Source organism: Candidatus Thermodiscus eudorianus (genome assembly GCA_015521085.1).
In the GTDB taxonomy this organism is placed as follows: Archaea; Thermoproteota; Thermoprotei_A; order Sulfolobales; family Acidilobaceae; genus Thermodiscus; species Thermodiscus eudorianus.
In genome coordinates this window covers 154405-172138 of record WAOW01000005.1, presented here as the reverse complement: position 1 = coordinate 172138, position 17734 = coordinate 154405, and the positions used below count along the sequence as shown (strand labels likewise).

The 17734-nt window shown below is 51.2% G+C and carries 17 protein-coding genes; 1 reads left to right on the top strand and 16 read right to left on the bottom strand.

The features are described 5' to 3' along the window. The first annotated feature begins 6 nt into the window (after nucleotides 1–6). A complete protein-coding gene (locus tag F7C38_04080; GenBank protein MCE4600723.1) occupies nucleotides 7–1014 on the top strand; it encodes an MBL fold metallo-hydrolase in 1008 nt (335 codons plus the stop codon). Nucleotides 1015–1508: 494 nt separating this feature from the next. Here F7C38_04080 and fdhE read toward each other — a convergent pair whose 3' ends face one another. The 16 genes from fdhE to F7C38_04000 form a co-directional block, all read right to left on the bottom strand. Continuing rightward, nucleotides 1509–2288 carry a formate dehydrogenase accessory protein FdhE gene (fdhE, locus tag F7C38_04075; GenBank protein MCE4600722.1) on the bottom strand — a complete coding sequence of 260 codons (780 nt, stop codon included), beginning with the start codon at nucleotides 2286–2288 and terminating at the stop codon, nucleotides 1509–1511. Between the two features lie 7 nt (nucleotides 2289–2295). Then, nucleotides 2296–3096 carry a pyridoxal-dependent decarboxylase gene (locus F7C38_04070; protein MCE4600721.1) on the bottom strand — a complete coding sequence of 267 codons (801 nt, stop codon included), beginning with the start codon at nucleotides 3094–3096 and terminating at the stop codon, nucleotides 2296–2298. 318 nt (nucleotides 3097–3414) lie between these two features. Then, the gene (locus F7C38_04065; protein MCE4600720.1) at nucleotides 3415–4818 is read right to left on the bottom strand and encodes a hypothetical protein; all 1404 of its coding nucleotides are present in this window, start codon (nucleotides 4816–4818) and stop codon (nucleotides 3415–3417) included. A 6-nt stretch (nucleotides 4819–4824) separates the two neighbouring features. Then, the gene (locus F7C38_04060) at nucleotides 4825–6882 is read right to left on the bottom strand and encodes an NADH-quinone oxidoreductase subunit L (GenBank protein ID MCE4600719.1); all 2058 of its coding nucleotides are present in this window, start codon (nucleotides 6880–6882) and stop codon (nucleotides 4825–4827) included. A 6-nt stretch (nucleotides 6883–6888) separates the two neighbouring features. Further along, entirely contained in the window at nucleotides 6889–8454 is a 1566-nt protein-coding gene (locus tag F7C38_04055; GenBank protein MCE4600718.1) for a NuoM, read from the bottom strand. A gap of 3 nt (nucleotides 8455–8457) precedes the next feature. Further along, the gene (locus F7C38_04050; GenBank protein MCE4600717.1) at nucleotides 8458–8772 is read right to left on the bottom strand and encodes an NADH-quinone oxidoreductase subunit K; all 315 of its coding nucleotides are present in this window, start codon (nucleotides 8770–8772) and stop codon (nucleotides 8458–8460) included. 6 nt (nucleotides 8773–8778) lie between these two features. After that, nucleotides 8779–9258 carry an NADH-quinone oxidoreductase subunit J gene (locus F7C38_04045; protein ID MCE4600716.1) on the bottom strand — a complete coding sequence of 160 codons (480 nt, stop codon included), beginning with the start codon at nucleotides 9256–9258 and terminating at the stop codon, nucleotides 8779–8781. After that, nucleotides 9258–9809, bottom strand: a complete 552-nt coding sequence (gene nuoI / locus F7C38_04040; protein ID MCE4600715.1) for an NADH-quinone oxidoreductase subunit NuoI — start codon at nucleotides 9807–9809, stop codon at nucleotides 9258–9260. Before nuoI ends, F7C38_04045 begins: the two co-directional genes overlap by 1 nt. Before the next feature lie 15 nt (nucleotides 9810–9824). Continuing rightward, nucleotides 9825–10853, bottom strand: coding sequence for an NADH-quinone oxidoreductase subunit NuoH (gene nuoH, locus F7C38_04035; protein MCE4600714.1), 1029 nt, complete (start codon nucleotides 10851–10853; stop codon nucleotides 9825–9827). 13 nt (nucleotides 10854–10866) lie between these two features. Further along, nucleotides 10867–12105, bottom strand: a complete 1239-nt coding sequence (locus F7C38_04030) for an NADH-quinone oxidoreductase subunit D (protein ID MCE4600713.1) — start codon at nucleotides 12103–12105, stop codon at nucleotides 10867–10869. Nucleotides 12106–12126: 21 nt separating this feature from the next. Then, nucleotides 12127–12615, bottom strand: coding sequence for an NADH-quinone oxidoreductase subunit C (locus F7C38_04025; protein MCE4600712.1), 489 nt, complete (start codon nucleotides 12613–12615; stop codon nucleotides 12127–12129). A 2-nt stretch (nucleotides 12616–12617) separates the two neighbouring features. After that, nucleotides 12618–13208, bottom strand: a complete 591-nt coding sequence (gene nuoB, locus F7C38_04020) for an NADH-quinone oxidoreductase subunit NuoB (protein MCE4600711.1) — start codon at nucleotides 13206–13208, stop codon at nucleotides 12618–12620. 8 nt (nucleotides 13209–13216) lie between these two features. Continuing rightward, on the bottom strand, nucleotides 13217–13630 hold the full coding sequence (ndhC, locus tag F7C38_04015) for an NADH-quinone oxidoreductase subunit A (protein MCE4600710.1): 414 nt from the start codon (nucleotides 13628–13630) through the stop codon (nucleotides 13217–13219). 152 nt (nucleotides 13631–13782) lie between these two features. Beyond that, complete coding sequence (locus F7C38_04010; GenBank protein ID MCE4600709.1) at nucleotides 13783–15996, bottom strand: elongation factor EF-2; 2214 nt, start codon at nucleotides 15994–15996, stop codon at nucleotides 13783–13785. A gap of 74 nt (nucleotides 15997–16070) precedes the next feature. Next, the gene (locus tag F7C38_04005; GenBank protein MCE4600708.1) at nucleotides 16071–16802 is read right to left on the bottom strand and encodes a helix-hairpin-helix domain-containing protein; all 732 of its coding nucleotides are present in this window, start codon (nucleotides 16800–16802) and stop codon (nucleotides 16071–16073) included. Further along, nucleotides 16795–17706 carry a DHHA1 domain-containing protein gene (locus tag F7C38_04000; GenBank protein MCE4600707.1) on the bottom strand — a complete coding sequence of 304 codons (912 nt, stop codon included), beginning with the start codon at nucleotides 17704–17706 and terminating at the stop codon, nucleotides 16795–16797. Before F7C38_04000 ends, F7C38_04005 begins: the two co-directional genes overlap by 8 nt. Between the last annotated feature and the right edge of the window lie 28 nt (nucleotides 17707–17734).

The window sequence follows — 17734 nt, the reverse complement described above, 5'->3', positions numbered from 1 at the left end:
TGTGAGATGAGCGAAGAGGAACTTAACTTCAAGTATGCTAGGGTAAGAAGGAACGGGGCAATACTGCTTGGCAGAAACGTTGTAGCCGACGGATTCGATACAAGGCTAGTTAGGGTTGTAACACACGCGCATAGAGACCATACGAAAGCCCTAGCCTCAAGCAATAGGACGAGCATCTACATAATAGCGACTCCCATTACATTTGAATTCCTCAAAATATTAGGATACAATATAAACGATGATAAGAAGCTACCCCTCAAGTACGGAAAACCAGTCACGATCGAGGAGGAGACAATTAGGCTTGAGCGGGCCAGGCATATAGCTGGAAGCGCACAAGTAGTTGTGGAATCAAGGAGTTATAGAGTAGGTTATACCGGAGATTTCAAGATGCCGGGGACAAAACCTCTCAAGGACCTTGACGCCCTGGTCATCGACGCGACCTATGGAAGCCCCCGATACCAGAGACGCTGGAGCGATTGGGAAGCGCTAGACGCGTTGATATCGCTGATCGACGATAAAATACGCCATGGGCCAGTATGGATATATGGATTCAACGGGAAACTCCAAGAGATAATGTTAGAGCTACGGCGTAGAGGAATCGAGTATCCATTCCTAGCCGAACCCCTCGCCTTAGAAATGGCCAAGATATCCTCAGCAGAATATAGAGTGCCTTTAGGCGATATACGGCCCTATACAGGAGGGATTGTAGATGAGAGTGCCTTGGTCTTTGTCCACGAATCTAAGAGAAACGGTAAGATGAGGCTACCTGGAGTACACGTGAGGCTGACTGGATGGGAGGTTAGATCGATGATAAGACAGATCTCACCTAACCACTACAATGTATCCTTCAGCGATCATGCAACCTTCAGAGAGATTATTGAGTATGTAGTCGAGGCTAGCCCAAAAATAGTTATTGTTGATGCATATAGGGGAAGGGATTCATGGTATACGGCTAGATACATCGAGAGAAGGCTAGGGATACGGGCAACTTACATGCCGGTGAGGCCGCGTTGAATGCATATACTCCTGGAATCGACTCTGAAGGATACGATGTCCGGCTTACCAGAGCGCTAATCAGCCATTTAAACTCGCCGTTAATGGCATTAGGTCCACTATTGATGACCCTCTCGATGGTCCTAGCGTTGGTATCGGAGATAGGAGAAGGGACCGTGAACCTCATTCTGGTTCCTCTTACGGTATCCCTGGGATTAATCGGAGGTTACCTTAATCTTCACTCGATCCTAGTACTCTTTAGAACACACGACTTGATCCTGGGGCGTAGGCCAAACACTATTAGATACATCGGCGTCGCAGTCCTTTATACCGCCACCTATTATCTACTTGTCGGGTCTTTCTTAACTAAAAGACTCGTGGTAGATGCGTGGAAAGACGCGGCTAGAGGGCAGATAGGTAATCACCGGTGCAAGGCTCCAGGACCGCTTGTGATTCTAGCAACCCTAGGCGCTATAGTCGGGTTCTTCGCTCGGTGCGTGGCCAACAAGCTGGCGTTACTCCTCGACTCTTTCATTAGAGATCATATCGCTGCTCATGAAGGTCCTAAAGGCTTCAGCCCCGAGGCTAATCAGCGGGAGTAGAATATTCGGTGCTCTAATCCTTCTATCCAAGATAGCCCTCCATGTACTACCGCATTCTTGACAAACCATTAAGCCTATCCGCCTCTGCCTGTTTGTGAAGACGCCTATCGATATCGGATTATCGTTTCCACACCAGGGGCAACGGGGCCTGTCTTTGGAGATTCTCCATTCATAGCCGCAGAACGGGCAGACCATGTGATAACCCTTTTCCCTGACCACCATCGTATGACTTTCCGCTCCGCACACTGGACAGTAGGGTGTCAACTTCTCCTCGATTTCCATTGCTAGTCTTTGCTCGGCTATGCATCTAGCCAGGGACTGGATTATTATCGCCGCTACCATGGCCTCTCCGGATTCTACTTCTCCATTTAGGAACATCTTGGTGGCCTTTTCTAAGTCTATACTGGTCGGGAAATCTATGTTCTCGTCTCTAATTAACTCGTTGACTATTTCCACTAATTTATCATGTATTTGATCTTTTTCTAGTAAACGCCTCACACCGTCATTTAAACCGGCTCTTGGATCGCAGAGACCCTCATTAGCCAATGCACTCTGAAGCTTAAGCTCTATTCTCTCGATAGCAACGGCCCTTTCCTGATCCACTCTTCCTCCGTGAAGTAAGTGGAGGTACTTGTCCAACGCCGTCTCGAACTCTCTTAGTTTTTCTTCGATAGCTCTATCTCCAGAGTCCATAGCTATTCTAGCCCTCTTCCGCGGCTGTTATCAAAGCGTCTTTAATCCATTTATATCCCTGCCATATATTGTGGGGCATTGCGACTATCCTTATTCCATTCCCGAGACAGGAATAAACCCTATATCCCTTGTCTTCCAGATATTTTCTTATTTTATCTATATATTTATGTTTGATGCACTTGATTGGTGCAGGGCCTCCTACCGAGTCGAACCCGACCCGGCTAAGATCTCTGACAATATCATTGATAACAGAGTTGAGGTCACGAGCTAACCCTGAGGGACCCTCTGGCCACTCCTCCATAACTATCCTGAGAGCCACACTAGACGCAAAAACACTACACCCGGGCCTAGTCCCAAGTATCCCAAACTGTCTTTTCCCCGGGAGATAGGGTGATTCGAACCATAGATCCTCAATGACTTCCTCGCTGAACGCAAAGAGCACGCCAGCAGGGGGAGGAGACTCTGGGATCTTATGTAGATCTACCGCGAACGTGGCCATGAACTCGTCAAGATGGAGATCTTTTCTTAAGACGAATCTTGCTATGGAGCCAAAGTATGCCGCGTCTATGTGGATTGCTGATCCCTTCTCTCTCACTCTATCGTAAATTATATCGACGTCGTCAACAAAACCTGTCTCAGTTTTTCCCATAGTAGCGACAACCACGTCGCTGGGATCAACATTATCGATTATCTCCTCTATACTGTATTCCCTGTAATCCATTCCAAGTATGTAGGCTGCCTTGGAAACAGAGTAGTGAGAGCCCTTGGTAGCTATTACCCTTCTTTTACCCCTCCTCCTCCAATACATTAGCGCTAAGAGATTGGACTCCGTCGCCCCGCTTGTCAGGAAGCCTGGATAGACTCTAGAGAAAACTATCCTGGAGAAACGCTCTAGGACATCGCCTAGTTCGCGCTCAAGTAAAGGGTAGGACTCGGTATCACCTAGGTTAGTATGGCTCCATCTAGAACACGCCTCTCTAGCGGGCCACGGCGGGTCCGGTATCATACCGCCTATTACCTTTCGAGACCCCACGGGTTATATTCCACCCCTACCTTCTGCTCTACTGTGAACTACAATTACACCTGTAAGGATGTAAGGCAATAGATAAAAAGAGTTTAGAATTGATTAGCTTAGACTTGTTACGTAATAGGGAGCTATGAATCCCAACGCCAGGGTTGCGAGAGCAGCGATTAGAATAGCTGCGACTACATGCCATCTGGGAGTCACTTCCGTCGGCTCCGACGCGACAAGTTCTCTTATAGCCCTTACGTAGTAGGCCGAGCTTATAGCACTGTTAATTAATGCTATAGCCACTAGTATTATTGAGTAAGACGAAGCAGCGTAGAACAGGTAGAACTTGCCCCAGAAGCCTAGTAGGGGTGGCAGGCCGAGCAGGCTTAGCAATAATATCGCGGTCGAAGCAGCGGCTAGCTTGTCTTTTGATAAGAGGCCTCTCAGCTTGTCTAGGCTCTTCTCGTCGACATTCAGCGGGAATAGAGCTGCTTTAGCCACTCCGTAGGCGGTTGCGTGGATCACTATAGCCGCTAGGGCTAGGCTTACGTTCGTGCTCCCGGTACCTGCAAGGTAGGCCAGTGCGGTGAGGCCCACCAGTATGTAGCCGACCTGAGCGATGCTACTGTAAGCTAGTAATTTCTGGAGATTCCTTGTAGTTAAAGCCGCTATGTTTCCGTAAGTCATTGTCAGCACGGCTAGAGCTGCTAGTATGAGGGCTATATTCCCTGAAACTAGCGGGTTTAGGGATGAGTTGAGTATAACCCTAGCCACTAGTCCTATGAATGCTATCTTGATCATTCCGGTAACGATGCTAACCATATAGCCGTTGCCGTTGGAGTATACGCTTGGTAGCCACCAGTGGAATGGTACTATCCCTATCTTGAAGCCTAGAGCTACAATCGCCGTGATTAGAACTAGAGCACTGAACTTATCTAGCGTCAGGCTTGTTATGGTGAACCCCATCTTGCCGGCTTGCGAAGAGAGTACGTATTCTCCTCCTACCCATATTGCTAGGAATAAGGTGGCTATGGCCCCGATGAATATGTATTGGACTGCTGCACCTCTACTGGCCTTGTCCGCTGGTAGAGCCAGCATGACGTAGCTTATAATGGATACGAGTAGCCAGGTTGCCAGGACCATGAGTGCGTCGGCGGCGCCGAGCAGGAAGAATGTTCCGAATAGTGCCAGTGGTAGTAAGCTATAGTAGGCGGGGCTGCTCTCCCAGTAGGCTGGTTCCTTGTTCGCTGATAGAAGGGATATGGCGGCGGTTAGCGCTATCGAATTCAGCAATAATGCGGTGAATTTATCGTGCTGGATTACGCCGCCATAGAGGTTTAGCGGTGTGCTAGTGTATGTCGCTATGGCCACTAATGCGAATATGAATACCGCTAGCCAGGTTAGAGCGTGTACTAGTTTGCTCGTTCGTGAAGTTGCCATGGATGCGAGTGGTATGATTAGAGCTATTGCGAGGATGCTGTAGAGCCCAGCTTCAATATACGTAACTGTTGAGACCATACACTATCACCCCCATGCGAGGTATACGAAGAGTAGGATTAGCGCGGCGAAGTAAACGTAGAGCATCATGTAATAGTTCGTCTTTCCCCGGTGGAGGGCTCTTAACGCTGAGGCGCCTAGTATGAATAGGACTGGTATCGCGTAATGGTAGAGCATGTCTATGCCGAAGTCCACTACTCCGAGTAGATATGCTAGCGCAGAGAACCCTCCAACGATCACTATATAGTATATCGAGTTGATATACCATCTGTCGTATAGGAAGTCGTGTAGGATCCTAGCCCATCCGGCCTCGGCTATCAGCCTGCGGAAGTCGACCTTCAGCGGTACATAGAGCGCCCATACAATGATGATTGATGCGAATACTAGGCTCAGCACTGTGAGTACTCCCGTGGTTATGTGGAGCGAGAGCTGAATGCTCTCTTCTACACTCAACGTCTCGCCTATAGCCTTGGCTATAGCTCCTCCAGTCCCGGTCCAGTATAGGCCTAGTATCAAGCTCGTTACGGCGAGTATCGTGTACGGCCATAACATGAGTCCGGGGGCCTCGTGTGGTTCATGGCCCTCATGCTTCTCATACGGTTCCAGGTGGAATACCCTCAGCACCATCCTGAAAGTATATGCCGCCGTCAGGGCCGCTGTCACGACTCCAAGCGTGTAGCCCCATCCAAATCCTGCCTCCTCCGCTGTTTTCAGCACTAGTTCCTTTGAGAAGAAGCCACTGAGCGGTGGTATGCCCATTAAGCTTAGACCTGCTAGCCATATTGCTATGGCCGTGATCTTCATGTACTTGGCATACTTGCCCATCGGGTCGATAAACCTGCTGTGGGCAACGTGGATAAGCCAGCCAGCGATGAGGAACAGAGCTGCCTTGAAGACGGCGTGACTTACTAGGTGGGATAAGCCAGCCGAGATACCTAGTGCTAGGCCCTCATAGCCCTTGTCTAGTAGTAGTCCTGCTGCGGCTGCCCCTAGAAACATGTATCCTAGCTGGCTTGCTGTAGAGTAGGCTAGGATTAGTTTTAGCTCGTTGGAAACTAGCGCCATTGTAGCCATCATGAATGCAGTTACTGCTCCCAGGCCCGCCATTAGCAGGAAGTATTCCTTGGCGGCCTCTACAGCCGCCGGATTAGCCCCAAGCAAAGCATAGGCTCCTGCGAAGAATATTGGGACGAAGCGGAGCATGAAGTAGACGCCGGCCTTTACCATCGTGGCAGCGTGGATCAGTGCTGAGACTGGCGTGGGGCCTGTCATGGCGGTTACAAGCCATTCGTGGAACGGGAACTGGGCGCTTTTAGCCAGTGCTCCGAGGCTGAAGGTGACTAGGACTGGGACGAGTATACCCTTCGTGGCAAGATATCCCATCCAGGAACTCGCAGAGGCGGCTAGTTCCGGTATATTGAATGTTCCTGTGAGCAGGAAGAGGACGGCCATTCCGATTAGGAGTCCTATGTCTCCTATCCTCGTGAAGAGGATTGCTCTTACGCCGCTGTGGCTGGGCTCGAAGTACATTGGCTGGCCTAGGGCCTTCCTGCCGGGCACTCCAACCCAGTACTCCTCTTCGTCTGTGTACCAGTGGCCTATTAGCGCGTAGCTGGCTAGTCCTGTGCCTTCCCATCCGATGAACATTAGGACTAGGTTGTCTGCGGTTACTAGTAGTAGCATGCTGGCTACGAAGAAGGTGAAGAAGAAGAAGTATCTCTGGACGCCCCAGTCTCCTTCCATGTACTTCACACTATAGATTGCTATGAGCAGGCTCAGCCATGACACGACTAGGGACATGATCACGCCTAAACCGTCTAGGTAGGTTCCGAGCGTTATGTTGAGCCATGGAACCCATGTTGTTGTCGATAAGCTGTAGATGGGTCCCTCGGCATAGAACTTCTGTGCGGCCATGGTGGCGATGATCGCTGACACTGCTATGCTAAGTACGCTGCCCCAGCCGTATATCTTCTCGTTCTTCACCCCGGCTAGGTATAGTAGTGCTAGTATGAGGGCTCCCAGGTATGGGAACATCCAGATCAGAGACCAGGGGATTAATCCGGTAACCGCTACCGAAGCCTCCATCCCGTATCACCTCAATAAAGCCGCAATCATCTCAGAGGCTGGTTTAAGCGAGTCCATCACAGGTGATATCGCTACGAAGTAGAAGACCCCGATTATGGCTATCAAGAGTACTATCGCTTTGAAACCGTCTAAGACCTCGATTCCAGGCTTGACCCCCATGTTCTTAACGTACTCCTTGAATTGTCCGTAGAATATCCTCCTCATCGTTATGAAGGCATAGGCCGCGCTAATTCCGAATGCCACGATTAAGGCTGCAACTAGTAGTATAAAGAGGCCATACGATGATGTAGCATACGTCTTAACGACTCCTATTGTTATTAGGACTTCGCTCCACATACCCAGGGCCGGCGGCATTCCTACCAGGTGCATGAATCCCAGTAGGGCCGCGGCTGCAGTTAGCGGATAGGCCCTTGCAAGTCCTCCCATCTTCGTAATATCTCTTAGCCCGTGAAGTTCTGTGATGAAGACGCCAGCTGTCATGAAGAGGACTGCCTTGCCGAAGGCGTGACTCAAGTAGTGTAGCATTGCGCCTCCAATACCATATGATGTCAGAGTAGCTATTCCAAGCAGGAGATACCCCATCTGGCTGACGCTTGAGTATGCTAGGAGCCTCTTGAAGTCGGTCTGCCTCAGAGCTACTAGACCACCGTAGATTATCGTCACCAGGCCCAGTATGACTAGAAAGTCTCTAGCCTCAACGAATACGTCTGGGAACAACGGTATCGCGAAGCGGGCTAGCGCATAACCCGCGATACCGATCAGGTTAGGCGACAAGAGAGCCGATATCGGAGTCGGAGCCTCTGCGTGCGCGTAGGGAAGCCACATGTGGACTCCGAAAACCGCCATCTTGATGAAGAGCCCTATTATTACCAGCGCCGCTGCTATTTTTGCACCAGTTGCTAGCACTGTATACGCGGGGGCCGCATAGGCTATCCCAGCTTGGCTTATTTTTACGACGTCGAATGAACCCGCATTGATTCCATAATACAGTACACCTACTAGGAATAGCGCGCCTGCGACGTGGGTCCAGATGAAGTAGAGTAGCGAGATTTTTCTCCGGTCCCCGTAACCGTAGTATGCGATTAGAAGGAATGAAGAGACTAGCGAAAGTTCGAGGAATATGAAGAACTCGATTAGGTTTGTTGCTAGGGCCATTCCCAGCATTGAAGCAGCGAATAGGTCGTAGAGGAAGAAGTACGATCCTATGCCGGGTGGGGACTCGCCCTCATGCCTCATTTCGGCTATCCGGGTTGTCATGTACTTGATACTGTATAGGGCTACCAGGCCCGTTACAATGCTTATTCCTATAACGACCGGAGCCGATAATCCGTCAACCATCATCCGGAACTCTCCTATGCCATGACTCGAAAGGTCTATCTTGTAGGGATCCACTACTCCTTCTTTGATCGAGCCCGCTAACAGGTATGCAAATGTTGCTACACCGGATAGCAGTAGTGTGATTGCGCTAAGCCATGCGTTTAGCTTTGCGTTCTCCCTCTGGGTCAGTGCGATGAAGCCGACGAGCACGGGGAGGATGACTGAAAGCCACCATATAGGGAATCCAGCTTCCATCACTTACACCCCCTCTTCTTCCACCGCCGTGGAGTCTAGCTCCCTTGCTACACGGTAGAATGCCACGATGATCGACACGAGCACGATAACCTCTCCGGAGACGACGGATACTAGTAGAATTGCGAACGCAGTCGTGTAGGCTGGGTTTACTCCAGCGATCACTAAAATAACCAGTAGTATAGCATTGAATAGCACTTCTATGGATAACATCTGTCGTAGGAAGTTCCTCGACGAGGACATACCATAGACGGCTAGCCCGGCAATTACTGATGCCGTAACCACTGTAACACCCGCTGTCGCCGCGTCAACGAAACCCATACCCGATCACCCCCTCCGGGCTATTGAGATAGCCTCTACAAGCGTGGCTGCTAGTGCAACGAACAACAACACGAGTACTATACCGTAATCCGAGGCTAGGATCTCTGAAACCCTTGCAATCGATAAGTGCGTGGGCCTAGCGAACGCTTTGTAGAGCCCTGTTCCAGCCAGTAAGAGGAATAATGATATCGCGACGCTAGCCCCAGCGAAGGCACCGTATACTTCGTCCCTTTTCTCGTCTCCTCCGCCGCCTAGCATTGACACGCTCATGATTATGAACATAACAGCCGCTCCAACATACACGAGTACTAGGAACACGGCTACTAGCGTGTAGCCGAGCAGGGCTACCAATATAGCGTTCAATATGCCTAGTATAGCAAGTGAACCGCTTGCGTAGACTAGATCCTTGCCCCTAACAGTGTAGTAAGCAGCGAGTATCATGGAGGTACCGACTATAGCTGCGAAGAATGGTATGTACTCCTCCATCACCCTTCACCACCCTCCTTGTATGGGACCTTTATGAGGCCCTTCTCCTCGTCGACTATGAATCGGACCGGTACTCCCTCTTCCGCAGTCTTATACTCCGGCGGCTTGAGGAATGATTCCAGGTCTAGATCCATCTCGGCCATATTCTCGTATACAACGTCGTGGTAGGGCACATGGTACAATGCCTCTGTCGGACATACATCGACACAGTAGCCGCAGAATATACACCTCTGGTAGTTGATTACGGGCCAGTTCTTAACCTTCTTCTTGTTTGGATCCTTAGGGTCCGGCTCTGGTATCCGGACCATTTTCATAGCGGCGGCAGGGCAGATCCTGGCGCAGCTAGCACAGTTTATACACTTCTCCTTGACTAGTACTATGAACCCCCTGTACCCTTGCCTCAACTTAGTGTATTCCTTCGGGTACACCAGCGTATAGCGTTTCGGGTCGAGGAAATACTTCACGCCGATCATGATTGCCTCTAGGTTCCCCTTGAAGGCATGGAATACCCCTCTAACGGGTTTCGTCTTCTGCACAGGCTTAGGCGGCATCTCCACTACACCCCCTCATCCGATCAACCCGATATAAGCCTCCCAGATACCCAGGCCGAAGCCTAGTATGGCTAGTGGGAAAAGCATCTTCCAGGCTAGATCGAGCGCTTGATCCAGCCTATACCTACCGTAAACTGATCTGAAGAAGCTAAATATCGCCATTAGGATGGTCGCCTTCACGATTATAACTATCGAGGGTAGCAGGTAGCCTGAGATAAAGCCCGGCCCTGGATGATATGGCAGCCACCCACCTAGGAATGCCAGTGTCACGAAGACAGAGTATACGAACCTTTTGATGTAGGCTGCACCCATGTTGATGCCATAGAGTAGCCCTGAGTACTCGGTGAAGGGTCCCGCTACCACTTCATGCTCACTTTCAGGGATTTCGAAGGGGAAGCCACTAGTCGACATTAGGACTCCTATGAAGGCTGCTAGGAATGCTAGTGGGTTCATTATTATGAACCACTTTCCGCCTACCTGGGCATTCACGATATCCACGAAATTGTACGACAAAACCATTGCTGATGTCGAGAGTATCGATAATATGACTATGAGTTCGTAGGCTGTTATCATATACGCCTCTCTTAAACCGCCAATTATCGAGAACTTATTGTTACTAGCCCAACCAGCTATCACTATGAATATCGCTGACACCGTCGATAAAGCTAGCGAGATCAACACGCTATACTCCATTGGTATGGGCCACCATTTGGGTATACTCGTGAAGGGCACGGCTACCAGGGGCACTATGCTTACAACGAGCGCCGTGAGCGGCGCCAGGAGGAACGCGGCTCTGTCCACGGTCTTAGGTATTATAATCTCCTGGAAGGCATACCTCATCAAGTCAGCGATCAACTGGAACGCGCCGCCTATCCTCGGCGAAACATGCAGGGGGCCGAAACGCCTCTGCACTCTTCCAGCCGTCTTCCTCTCGAACCAGAGTATTCCGATTACCACTGCCAGAGGAGCTATGAGCCCCAATACAATGAGTTGCCAGAGCGGGGGCCATGTTATTATTTCAATTATTATATCCACTATACCCATCTATACCCACCCCCTATCTATCCGCCTCGGGCGGGAAGTAGTCGATGCTACCATAGATTATGGGGAGATCCATGACTCTGTGGCCTGGCGCGATATACTTGAATACGAGCGCGTTCCTAGCAGAAGCTGAGTGTATCCGGATCCTGTAGGGTTTACTCCCGCCGTCGCTCTCCACATAATATGATATCTCGCCCCTGGCGGTCTCGGCCCTTGCATAAGCCTTGCCCTTTGGAACCTTCAACAATGCATAGAGGGGGACTAGCTTAGCCCTACCCTCGGCTTCAAACACCTTCTTGTAGAGTGGGGGAGCTGTTTTCCAGAACCTCTCGTGGAGGATCGGTTCTCTAGGATGCTTGTCGAGCCAGTCAGCGACCTGCTCCAGTATCCTTAGGCTCTGCTTTATCTCCTCGACCCTCTGCCATACCCTTGCCAGTGCATCCCCCTCCTGGAATACTGGGATCTCGAAGTCCAGCTCGTCATAGACCTCGTATGGAGCATTATAGCGGACATCGTAGAGGACCCCACTAGCCCTCAGGTTTGGCCCTGTTACTCCGATCTCTATGGCGAGATTCCTTGGAATGACGCCTACATCCTCGAGCCTTGCTCTAATTACGGGGTTGTCCACGAAGATCTTCCTATACTCCTCTAGTCTCTTCCTCATATACCGGATTGCCTTCCTGAGTTGGTCTGTGAACCCCGCTGGTATGTCTCTCCTGACTCCTCCGAATACGGGGTATGAGTGTGTGAGTCTTGCCCCCGTTAGCCAGTCTGCGAGCTCGATCCATACCTCTCTGTCGCCGAATGGCCACATGTACATGGTCGAGTGGCCTGTGAAGACGCCGAATATGCCGAAGCCGTAGAGGTATGCAGCTATCCTGTTTATCTCGCAGAGGAGTACCCTCAGGTATTTCGCCCGGAGGGGCGGGTCAACGCCTAGTAACTTCTCTACCGCCCTCACGTAGGGTTCCGTCACGTTGCACGCATCGTGTATTGCCATCCTCTCATATAGGGGTATGCCCTTTATCCACTCTCTCCCCTCTCCAAGCTTCTCCATGGTTCTATGCACGTATCCCATATCCGGGTCGGCTTCGACTATGACGTCGCCGTCGATCCTGATTATTATTCTCATGTGACCCGAGCCTGGGTGCTGTGGGCCTATAAACACCTCGTAGAGATTCTTTGAGAGCTTTCTGCTCCACGCTCCAGGAAGCTTGAGGTCGTTGAACCCTACAGAGCCCCTTGCAGAAACCATACCAGACACGTCATCCACCCCCTACTTCTTCTTAGGCGCTTTGAAGATGGGTTCCTCCTTCACTACGAAGTCCTTCCTCAAAGGTCTCTTCTCGGCGATGGGCGGAGCGAGGAGGAGTGGCCTCATATCGGGATGGCCCTCGAATACTATCCCGAAGCCCTCGTACACTTCCCTCTCCTGGAAGTCCGCAGTGGTCCATACATAGTAGAGTGAGGGAACGCTAGTCCTGTCCCTCGGGATACTGTATCCGATGCCGACGATGTATCTCGACAAGTCCGTGTTTCCATAGCTAGAGGCGTGGTAGAATATCTTAATCACGTTCTCCTTAGGGTAGTCGATGGCGGTTACATCCTTCACATGGTCAAAACCCATCTCCTTCATTCTTCTAGCTGCCTCGACAATGCTATCAACCGATACCTCTACATGAATCAAGTCCTTCCCTTCCTCGATGGAAACTATCATATCGCCGAGCTTCTCCTTTATCATAGCCACCAGTGCATCCTTATCCATGGCTAACCCCTCCACCAGAAACAGGGGTCCTCCTTCGGTTTAACGTACTCCTTGTCGGGCCTCCATCCCTCTTCTACGAACTTGCTGGCAACGCCCTTGCTTCTAATCTTCCTCTGGAGCTCTACTATTGCACGCGCAACAGCCTCCGGCCTAGGGGGACAGCCCGGGATGTATACGTCGACTGGTATGATCTCCCATGGCCTTACTATGTTATAGCTGTTATAGAATATACCGCCATCGATCGCACATGCACCCATTGCTATAGCAAACTTGGGCTGGGGCATTTGCTCCCAGACGACTCTAACAGCACAAGCCATCTTCTTAGAGACAGTACCCTCTACCAGGATCATGTTCGTCTGCCTAGCACCAACCCATGGTAGAGCTCCATGCTGCTCGTTATCGTATTTGGGGCTCCAGGCGGCGGCGAACTCACAGCCACAGCAGCTCGTCGTGAGGTGCACTGGCCATAACGAGAAGGCGGTTCCCCAATCGACTAGTTTTCCTAGTCTTAACTTGCCCAACAAGAGTTTCCTAGCGCTCTTAGCGGCTACATCCAGGTTTCCTACGTAGACCTTGCCCTCCTCCCTAGCCATGACCATGGTCACCCCTCAAGCATCCAGGATTCTACCCTCCTGGACTCTCTTATAGCGTAGGCGAGGAGTGGAGTGTATACAGCTAGAAGCACAATATACAGCCATAGCAGATTCCCCAGTATCCCCTTCGGAGCTGCTAGGAGTATACTGAAGATTACTACGGCGGGTTCTATAGCGAGGAATATGATTAGATAGCCCAGGTATTGCATTGAAACTTTGCCGCGGGCCTCTGATTTTGGAGGTGGATTGCCGGCTTCGAATCGTTCCAGCCTATACTTCTCTCTCTGTATTATGTCTGGCCTCGCTCTAGTTATTAGGTCTATCAAGAGTACAACGGCTGCGAGAAGCGCTATGAGAATTATCGGTAGTATCACTAGCCCGGTTGAGGCCTTTACCAGTGTATCCGTGAGGTATTCTAACATAGTTACCCACCGGTGGGGTTTATGCCCCCATAGATAGTCGGGAAGGGTCTGCATAATTATATATAGTAACTTATGTGGGGTAGTAGTATAACCTATACATGGCATTTAAAATAGGATGTAGTTGGCGGTGGGAGTACCGTGGAGTCCGGCGCCTAGAACCCTATTAGATCCGAGATCTTAGGCGGGCTCGGCGGTAGACCCTTCCTCTGTCTTATTTTCTTGATCAGCTCGGGGAGCAGGCTATCGGGGACCGGTGCCCATCTGCTAAACTCTGTGCCCCAGAAGGCCCGTCCTGCAGTAGCGCTCCTAAGCTCTGCAGCTAGATCGAAGCTCTCAGCCACTGGGACCTCTGCTATCACCCTAGCTGCCAAACCCATACTCTGTACCTCCAGGATACGGCCCCTCTTCCTCGACACTACCGCGGCTATAGCACTGACGTACTCCATAGGAGTCCTTATGTCGAGTTTCTGCAGAGGCTCCAGTAGGGTCGGGCTTCCATCTAGTATGCCCGCCCAGATCGCATTCCTCACAGCGGGGTAGATCTGTCCAGGTCCCCTGTGTACCGGGTCCTCGTGTATGACCGCGTCGTGTAGTACGACTTTTATCCCCCTGACGGGCTCCGCCGCCAGCGGGCCCTCCTTTACGGCTAGTCGGAACGCCGCGAGTATGGTGTCCATTACTTCCCTCAGATGCTGTACTCCCGTGGTCTTGTCTACAAATATGTTTAATCCCTCATCGATAGCCCAGATCTTTCTGGCCTCGTCGTAGTCCCACCCGGCCTTGTCTCTTAGAATCCTAGCCCTTTCACGCGGATCCATGTTCTCGGAGATCACGCCTTTTTGTATGAGCTCTAGCGTCTCCTCGTTCAATGGGACCACGCTTATGTAGAACTTGTTGTGTTTGTTGGGGCTCTTGCCCTCGAACACCTGTGACTCTTTTCTGGCGGTTTCACGGTACACCACTATGGGCGGGCTGGCTTTCACCTCCAATCCGTATCTCTCCTTCAGGAAGGTTAGGGCGATCTCTAGGTGTAGCGGCCCCATACCGGATATCAGGTACTCTCCAGTCTCCTCGTTTATCTTAACGACGAGATTGGGGTCCTCTATGGTTAGCTTCCTAAGCGCCTCTATAAGCTTCGGCAGGTCCTGGACCTTCGTCGGCTCCACCGCTATAGTGACTACTGGCTCGCTTACATAGTGTAGTTGCTCGAACGGCGCGGCCTCGTCGAGCTTACTCGTGTCTACTACTGTTTCGCCGGCCCTCACGTCTTCCAAGCCCATAACAGCGCCTATGTTGCCCGCCGGTATCCTCTTTGTAACCTCCCTGAAGGGCCCCATGTAGAGGCTTACCTGGAGTATTCTCGCCTTCTTGTTAGCGGTTAGCAGGTAGACTTCCCTGCCGGGCTCTAGTACTCCGGAGAATACCCTGCCTGTGGCTACGAGGCCCGTCTTCTCGACCCTCACGTCATTGACAAAGAACACTAGTGGACCGTTTGGATCGGCGTTGACCATAGCCTTCCCGAGTTCCGTGTCGAGGTTCCCCTTCCATATCTTGGGGATCCTGTACCTCTGGGCTTCTCTGGGGTTCGGTACGAATCTAACTACCATATCCAGGACTGACTCGTGAACGGGCATTAGCTTAGCTAGCTGTGCTATCTCTTTCTTATCTCCGGTTTCATAGGCTTTGATTATCTCCTTAAAGGTGATGCCCTTCTTGGCCACCATAGGTATGCTTATACCCCACCTGTCCTTTGCGCTTCCGAAAGCCACAGTGCCCTCCTGGGGGTTTAGCTTCCATTTCTTCCGGAACTCGGGCTCCCCATACAAGTCTATTAGATTGTTGACCTCCTTTATTATCTCGATGAAACGCTCCATTATCTTCTCCGGGGGGAGCTTGAGCTCCTTGATTAGCCTATCCACTTTGTTGATGAAGAGTAGCGGGCGCACTCTCTCTTCAAGCGCTTGTCTAATCACGGTCTCGGTCTGAGTCATAACACCCTCGACGGCGTCGACCACAACTATCGCGCCATCAAGCACCCTAAGGCTACGGGTAACCTTCCCCGAGAAGTCAACGTGGCCTGGCGTGTCGATTAGGTTGACCACGTAGGGCTTTCCCTGATACTCGTGGTAGAGGCTTATGTTCGCCGATTTTACCGTGATTCCCCTCTGCTTCTCCACGCTCAGGAAGTCGAGGACCAACGCTTCACCAGCTATCCTCTCACTAATTATACCAGCAGCTGCTAGGAGAGAGTCGCTCAGCGTTGTTTTACCGTGGTCCACGTGGGCTATGATACCTATGTTCCTTATCTGCTCGATGTTATTCATGATTTTCTCGATGTCGGATACGACCTTTACTCTAGCTCCCATTACACTGCACCCCAGCGCTATTGACTCCATTGGTGAAGGGGCTCGATCTAGGGTTTATAAAATCAGAAGGATGTCTATTCCTCCCCCACCCCTCCCACGAAGTCCTCTAGGGTCCCCCTCCTCTGCTTAGAGCCTGGCTTGTACCGGGCCTTCAGTATTCTCTTTATCAACTCGGCTTTCTTCTCACCTATACCGGGCACCTGAGAGAGCTCACTGATGTTAGCATTCATAAACCCTTCTACGGTCCCGAAGGTTTCTAGTATCCTCTCGGCCGTCTTCGGGCCAATGCCGGGAAACGACTCCAGGATGTAGAGTTGCCATTCACGTATAGACTCTATCTTTGGCTTCTTATGTAGAACCACAGCCCTCCTCCCCTGGCCGACCCTACGTGCCAGGGACTCTATGATGATCGCTGAGTGCCAGGGACCCTCACTATACAAGATTTTCGCGTTGAAATCAATCGCGAGAGCCGATAACGCGGCTGTCAGCTGTTTAACCCTGTCCCGGTAACGCCTCAGACGGAATGGATTCCCCTCCACGATGAATACCACGTATGGATAATGCTCGGAAAGCCTCCTAGCCTGGTCGAATAGTCTTCCATCGAATAGGGATCGCGCGAAGTCGAATGCCGTTTTCCTCTCGATGACTATCTCGTCTGAGACCAGGTAATCACCCATGCTTAGCTGTTTCACGACGACTAACAGGTTGGCTGACCTCAATAAGTCGGGTATACCGCTCTTCTCTTCCCTGGTATCGGCGTATATGATTATATTGCTAGCTCGTTCCGCATCCTCTCTATTAACCATGGGATCCCCTCCACTCCACGCATAGCCTAGCCAGTTTACCCGGTAAACTCTTTGACAGCTCTTCTACGAGGATAGCTGGATCGGGGTCAGGGTTCAAATGGACCATTGCCGCTTGCTTATGGCCTCCGCCCTCGCCGCCATACCTGCCAGCTATATACACCGCTATCTCGTCGGCCCTAATGCCGTTTTCTAGAGCCCTCTTTGAAGTCCTGATGGAGACGCGAATCCCTTCGCTTCCCCCGACAACCACAGCTATATCTGCCCCCAGCTCTAAGAGCGCCCGGGCGACGCTCGATTCAAAGCTTCCGACTCTCGTTACGGCCAGTATTATGTCGCCGCATATCCTGGCTGGTCTAAGTCTTGAAGCCGCCTTTATACGGGCAAACCGCTCCGAGAAGTCCGAGTCCCCCTTAGAATCCACATCCACAAGACTAGCCCCACAGGATTGGAGATAGAGGGACGCCCTGAAGGTATGAGAGCCTATAATCCTGAACCTCCGGCTGTCGTAGATTATCCCGGCCAGCGCCAGGCTAGCCTCCCTAGGCCTAATACACAGAGACAGCTCAGCCAGTATGGATGAGACGATCTCGGTTGTAGAAGCTGCACTACTATCGACCAGCCGGAGCTTTGCTATACTCGCGATGAGGCCGGGCTGGTGGTGGTCTATTAGTATGACAGGGGGACCCTCTCTGCTAGCTAGAGTGGCTAGTCCTCCTAGCTGAGATGGATTAGACGAGTCAACTACTATCAATACATCGATGGCCCCTATACTAACTGGTTCACTGCATTCCTTTAGAGAGACGCCAAGTCTAGTTAATAGATCCTTGGAGAGTCTTGAGGGTCCCTCTGGGATATAATGGCAATAAGATACACCATAGGAGTCGAGTAAACGCGATACGAGTATCAGAGAGCCTATTGCGTCGGGGTCCGCG

What these genes read in the sequence shown, in the direction of transcription:
- F7C38_04080 (MCE4600723.1), top strand. Translation starts at nt 7, where the DNA reads ATGAGCGAAGAGGAACTTAACTTCAAGTATGCTAGGGTAAGAAGGAAC.
- fdhE (MCE4600722.1), bottom strand. Translation starts at nt 2,288, where the DNA reads ATGGACTCTGGAGATAGAGCTATCGAAGAAAAACTAAGAGAGTTCGAG.
- F7C38_04070 (MCE4600721.1), bottom strand. Translation starts at nt 3,096, where the DNA reads ATGTATTGGAGGAGGAGGGGTAAAAGAAGGGTAATAGCTACCAAGGGC.
- F7C38_04065 (MCE4600720.1), bottom strand. Translation starts at nt 4,818, where the DNA reads ATGGTCTCAACAGTTACGTATATTGAAGCTGGGCTCTACAGCATCCTC.
- F7C38_04060 (MCE4600719.1), bottom strand. Translation starts at nt 6,882, where the DNA reads ATGGAGGCTTCGGTAGCGGTTACCGGATTAATCCCCTGGTCTCTGATC.
- F7C38_04055 (MCE4600718.1), bottom strand. Translation starts at nt 8,454, where the DNA reads ATGGAAGCTGGATTCCCTATATGGTGGCTTTCAGTCATCCTCCCCGTG.
- F7C38_04050 (MCE4600717.1), bottom strand. Translation starts at nt 8,772, where the DNA reads ATGGGTTTCGTTGACGCGGCGACAGCGGGTGTTACAGTGGTTACGGCA.
- F7C38_04045 (MCE4600716.1), bottom strand. Translation starts at nt 9,258, where the DNA reads ATGGAGGAGTACATACCATTCTTCGCAGCTATAGTCGGTACCTCCATG.
- nuoI (MCE4600715.1), bottom strand. Translation starts at nt 9,809, where the DNA reads ATGCCGCCTAAGCCTGTGCAGAAGACGAAACCCGTTAGAGGGGTATTC.
- nuoH (MCE4600714.1), bottom strand. Translation starts at nt 10,853, where the DNA reads ATGGGTATAGTGGATATAATAATTGAAATAATAACATGGCCCCCGCTC.
- F7C38_04030 (MCE4600713.1), bottom strand. Translation starts at nt 12,105, where the DNA reads ATGGTTTCTGCAAGGGGCTCTGTAGGGTTCAACGACCTCAAGCTTCCT.
- F7C38_04025 (MCE4600712.1), bottom strand. Translation starts at nt 12,615, where the DNA reads ATGGATAAGGATGCACTGGTGGCTATGATAAAGGAGAAGCTCGGCGAT.
- nuoB (MCE4600711.1), bottom strand. Translation starts at nt 13,208, where the DNA reads ATGGCTAGGGAGGAGGGCAAGGTCTACGTAGGAAACCTGGATGTAGCC.
- ndhC (MCE4600710.1), bottom strand. Translation starts at nt 13,630, where the DNA reads ATGTTAGAATACCTCACGGATACACTGGTAAAGGCCTCAACCGGGCTA.
- F7C38_04010 (MCE4600709.1), bottom strand. Translation starts at nt 15,996, where the DNA reads ATGGGAGCTAGAGTAAAGGTCGTATCCGACATCGAGAAAATCATGAAT.
- F7C38_04005 (MCE4600708.1), bottom strand. Translation starts at nt 16,802, where the DNA reads ATGGTTAATAGAGAGGATGCGGAACGAGCTAGCAATATAATCATATAC.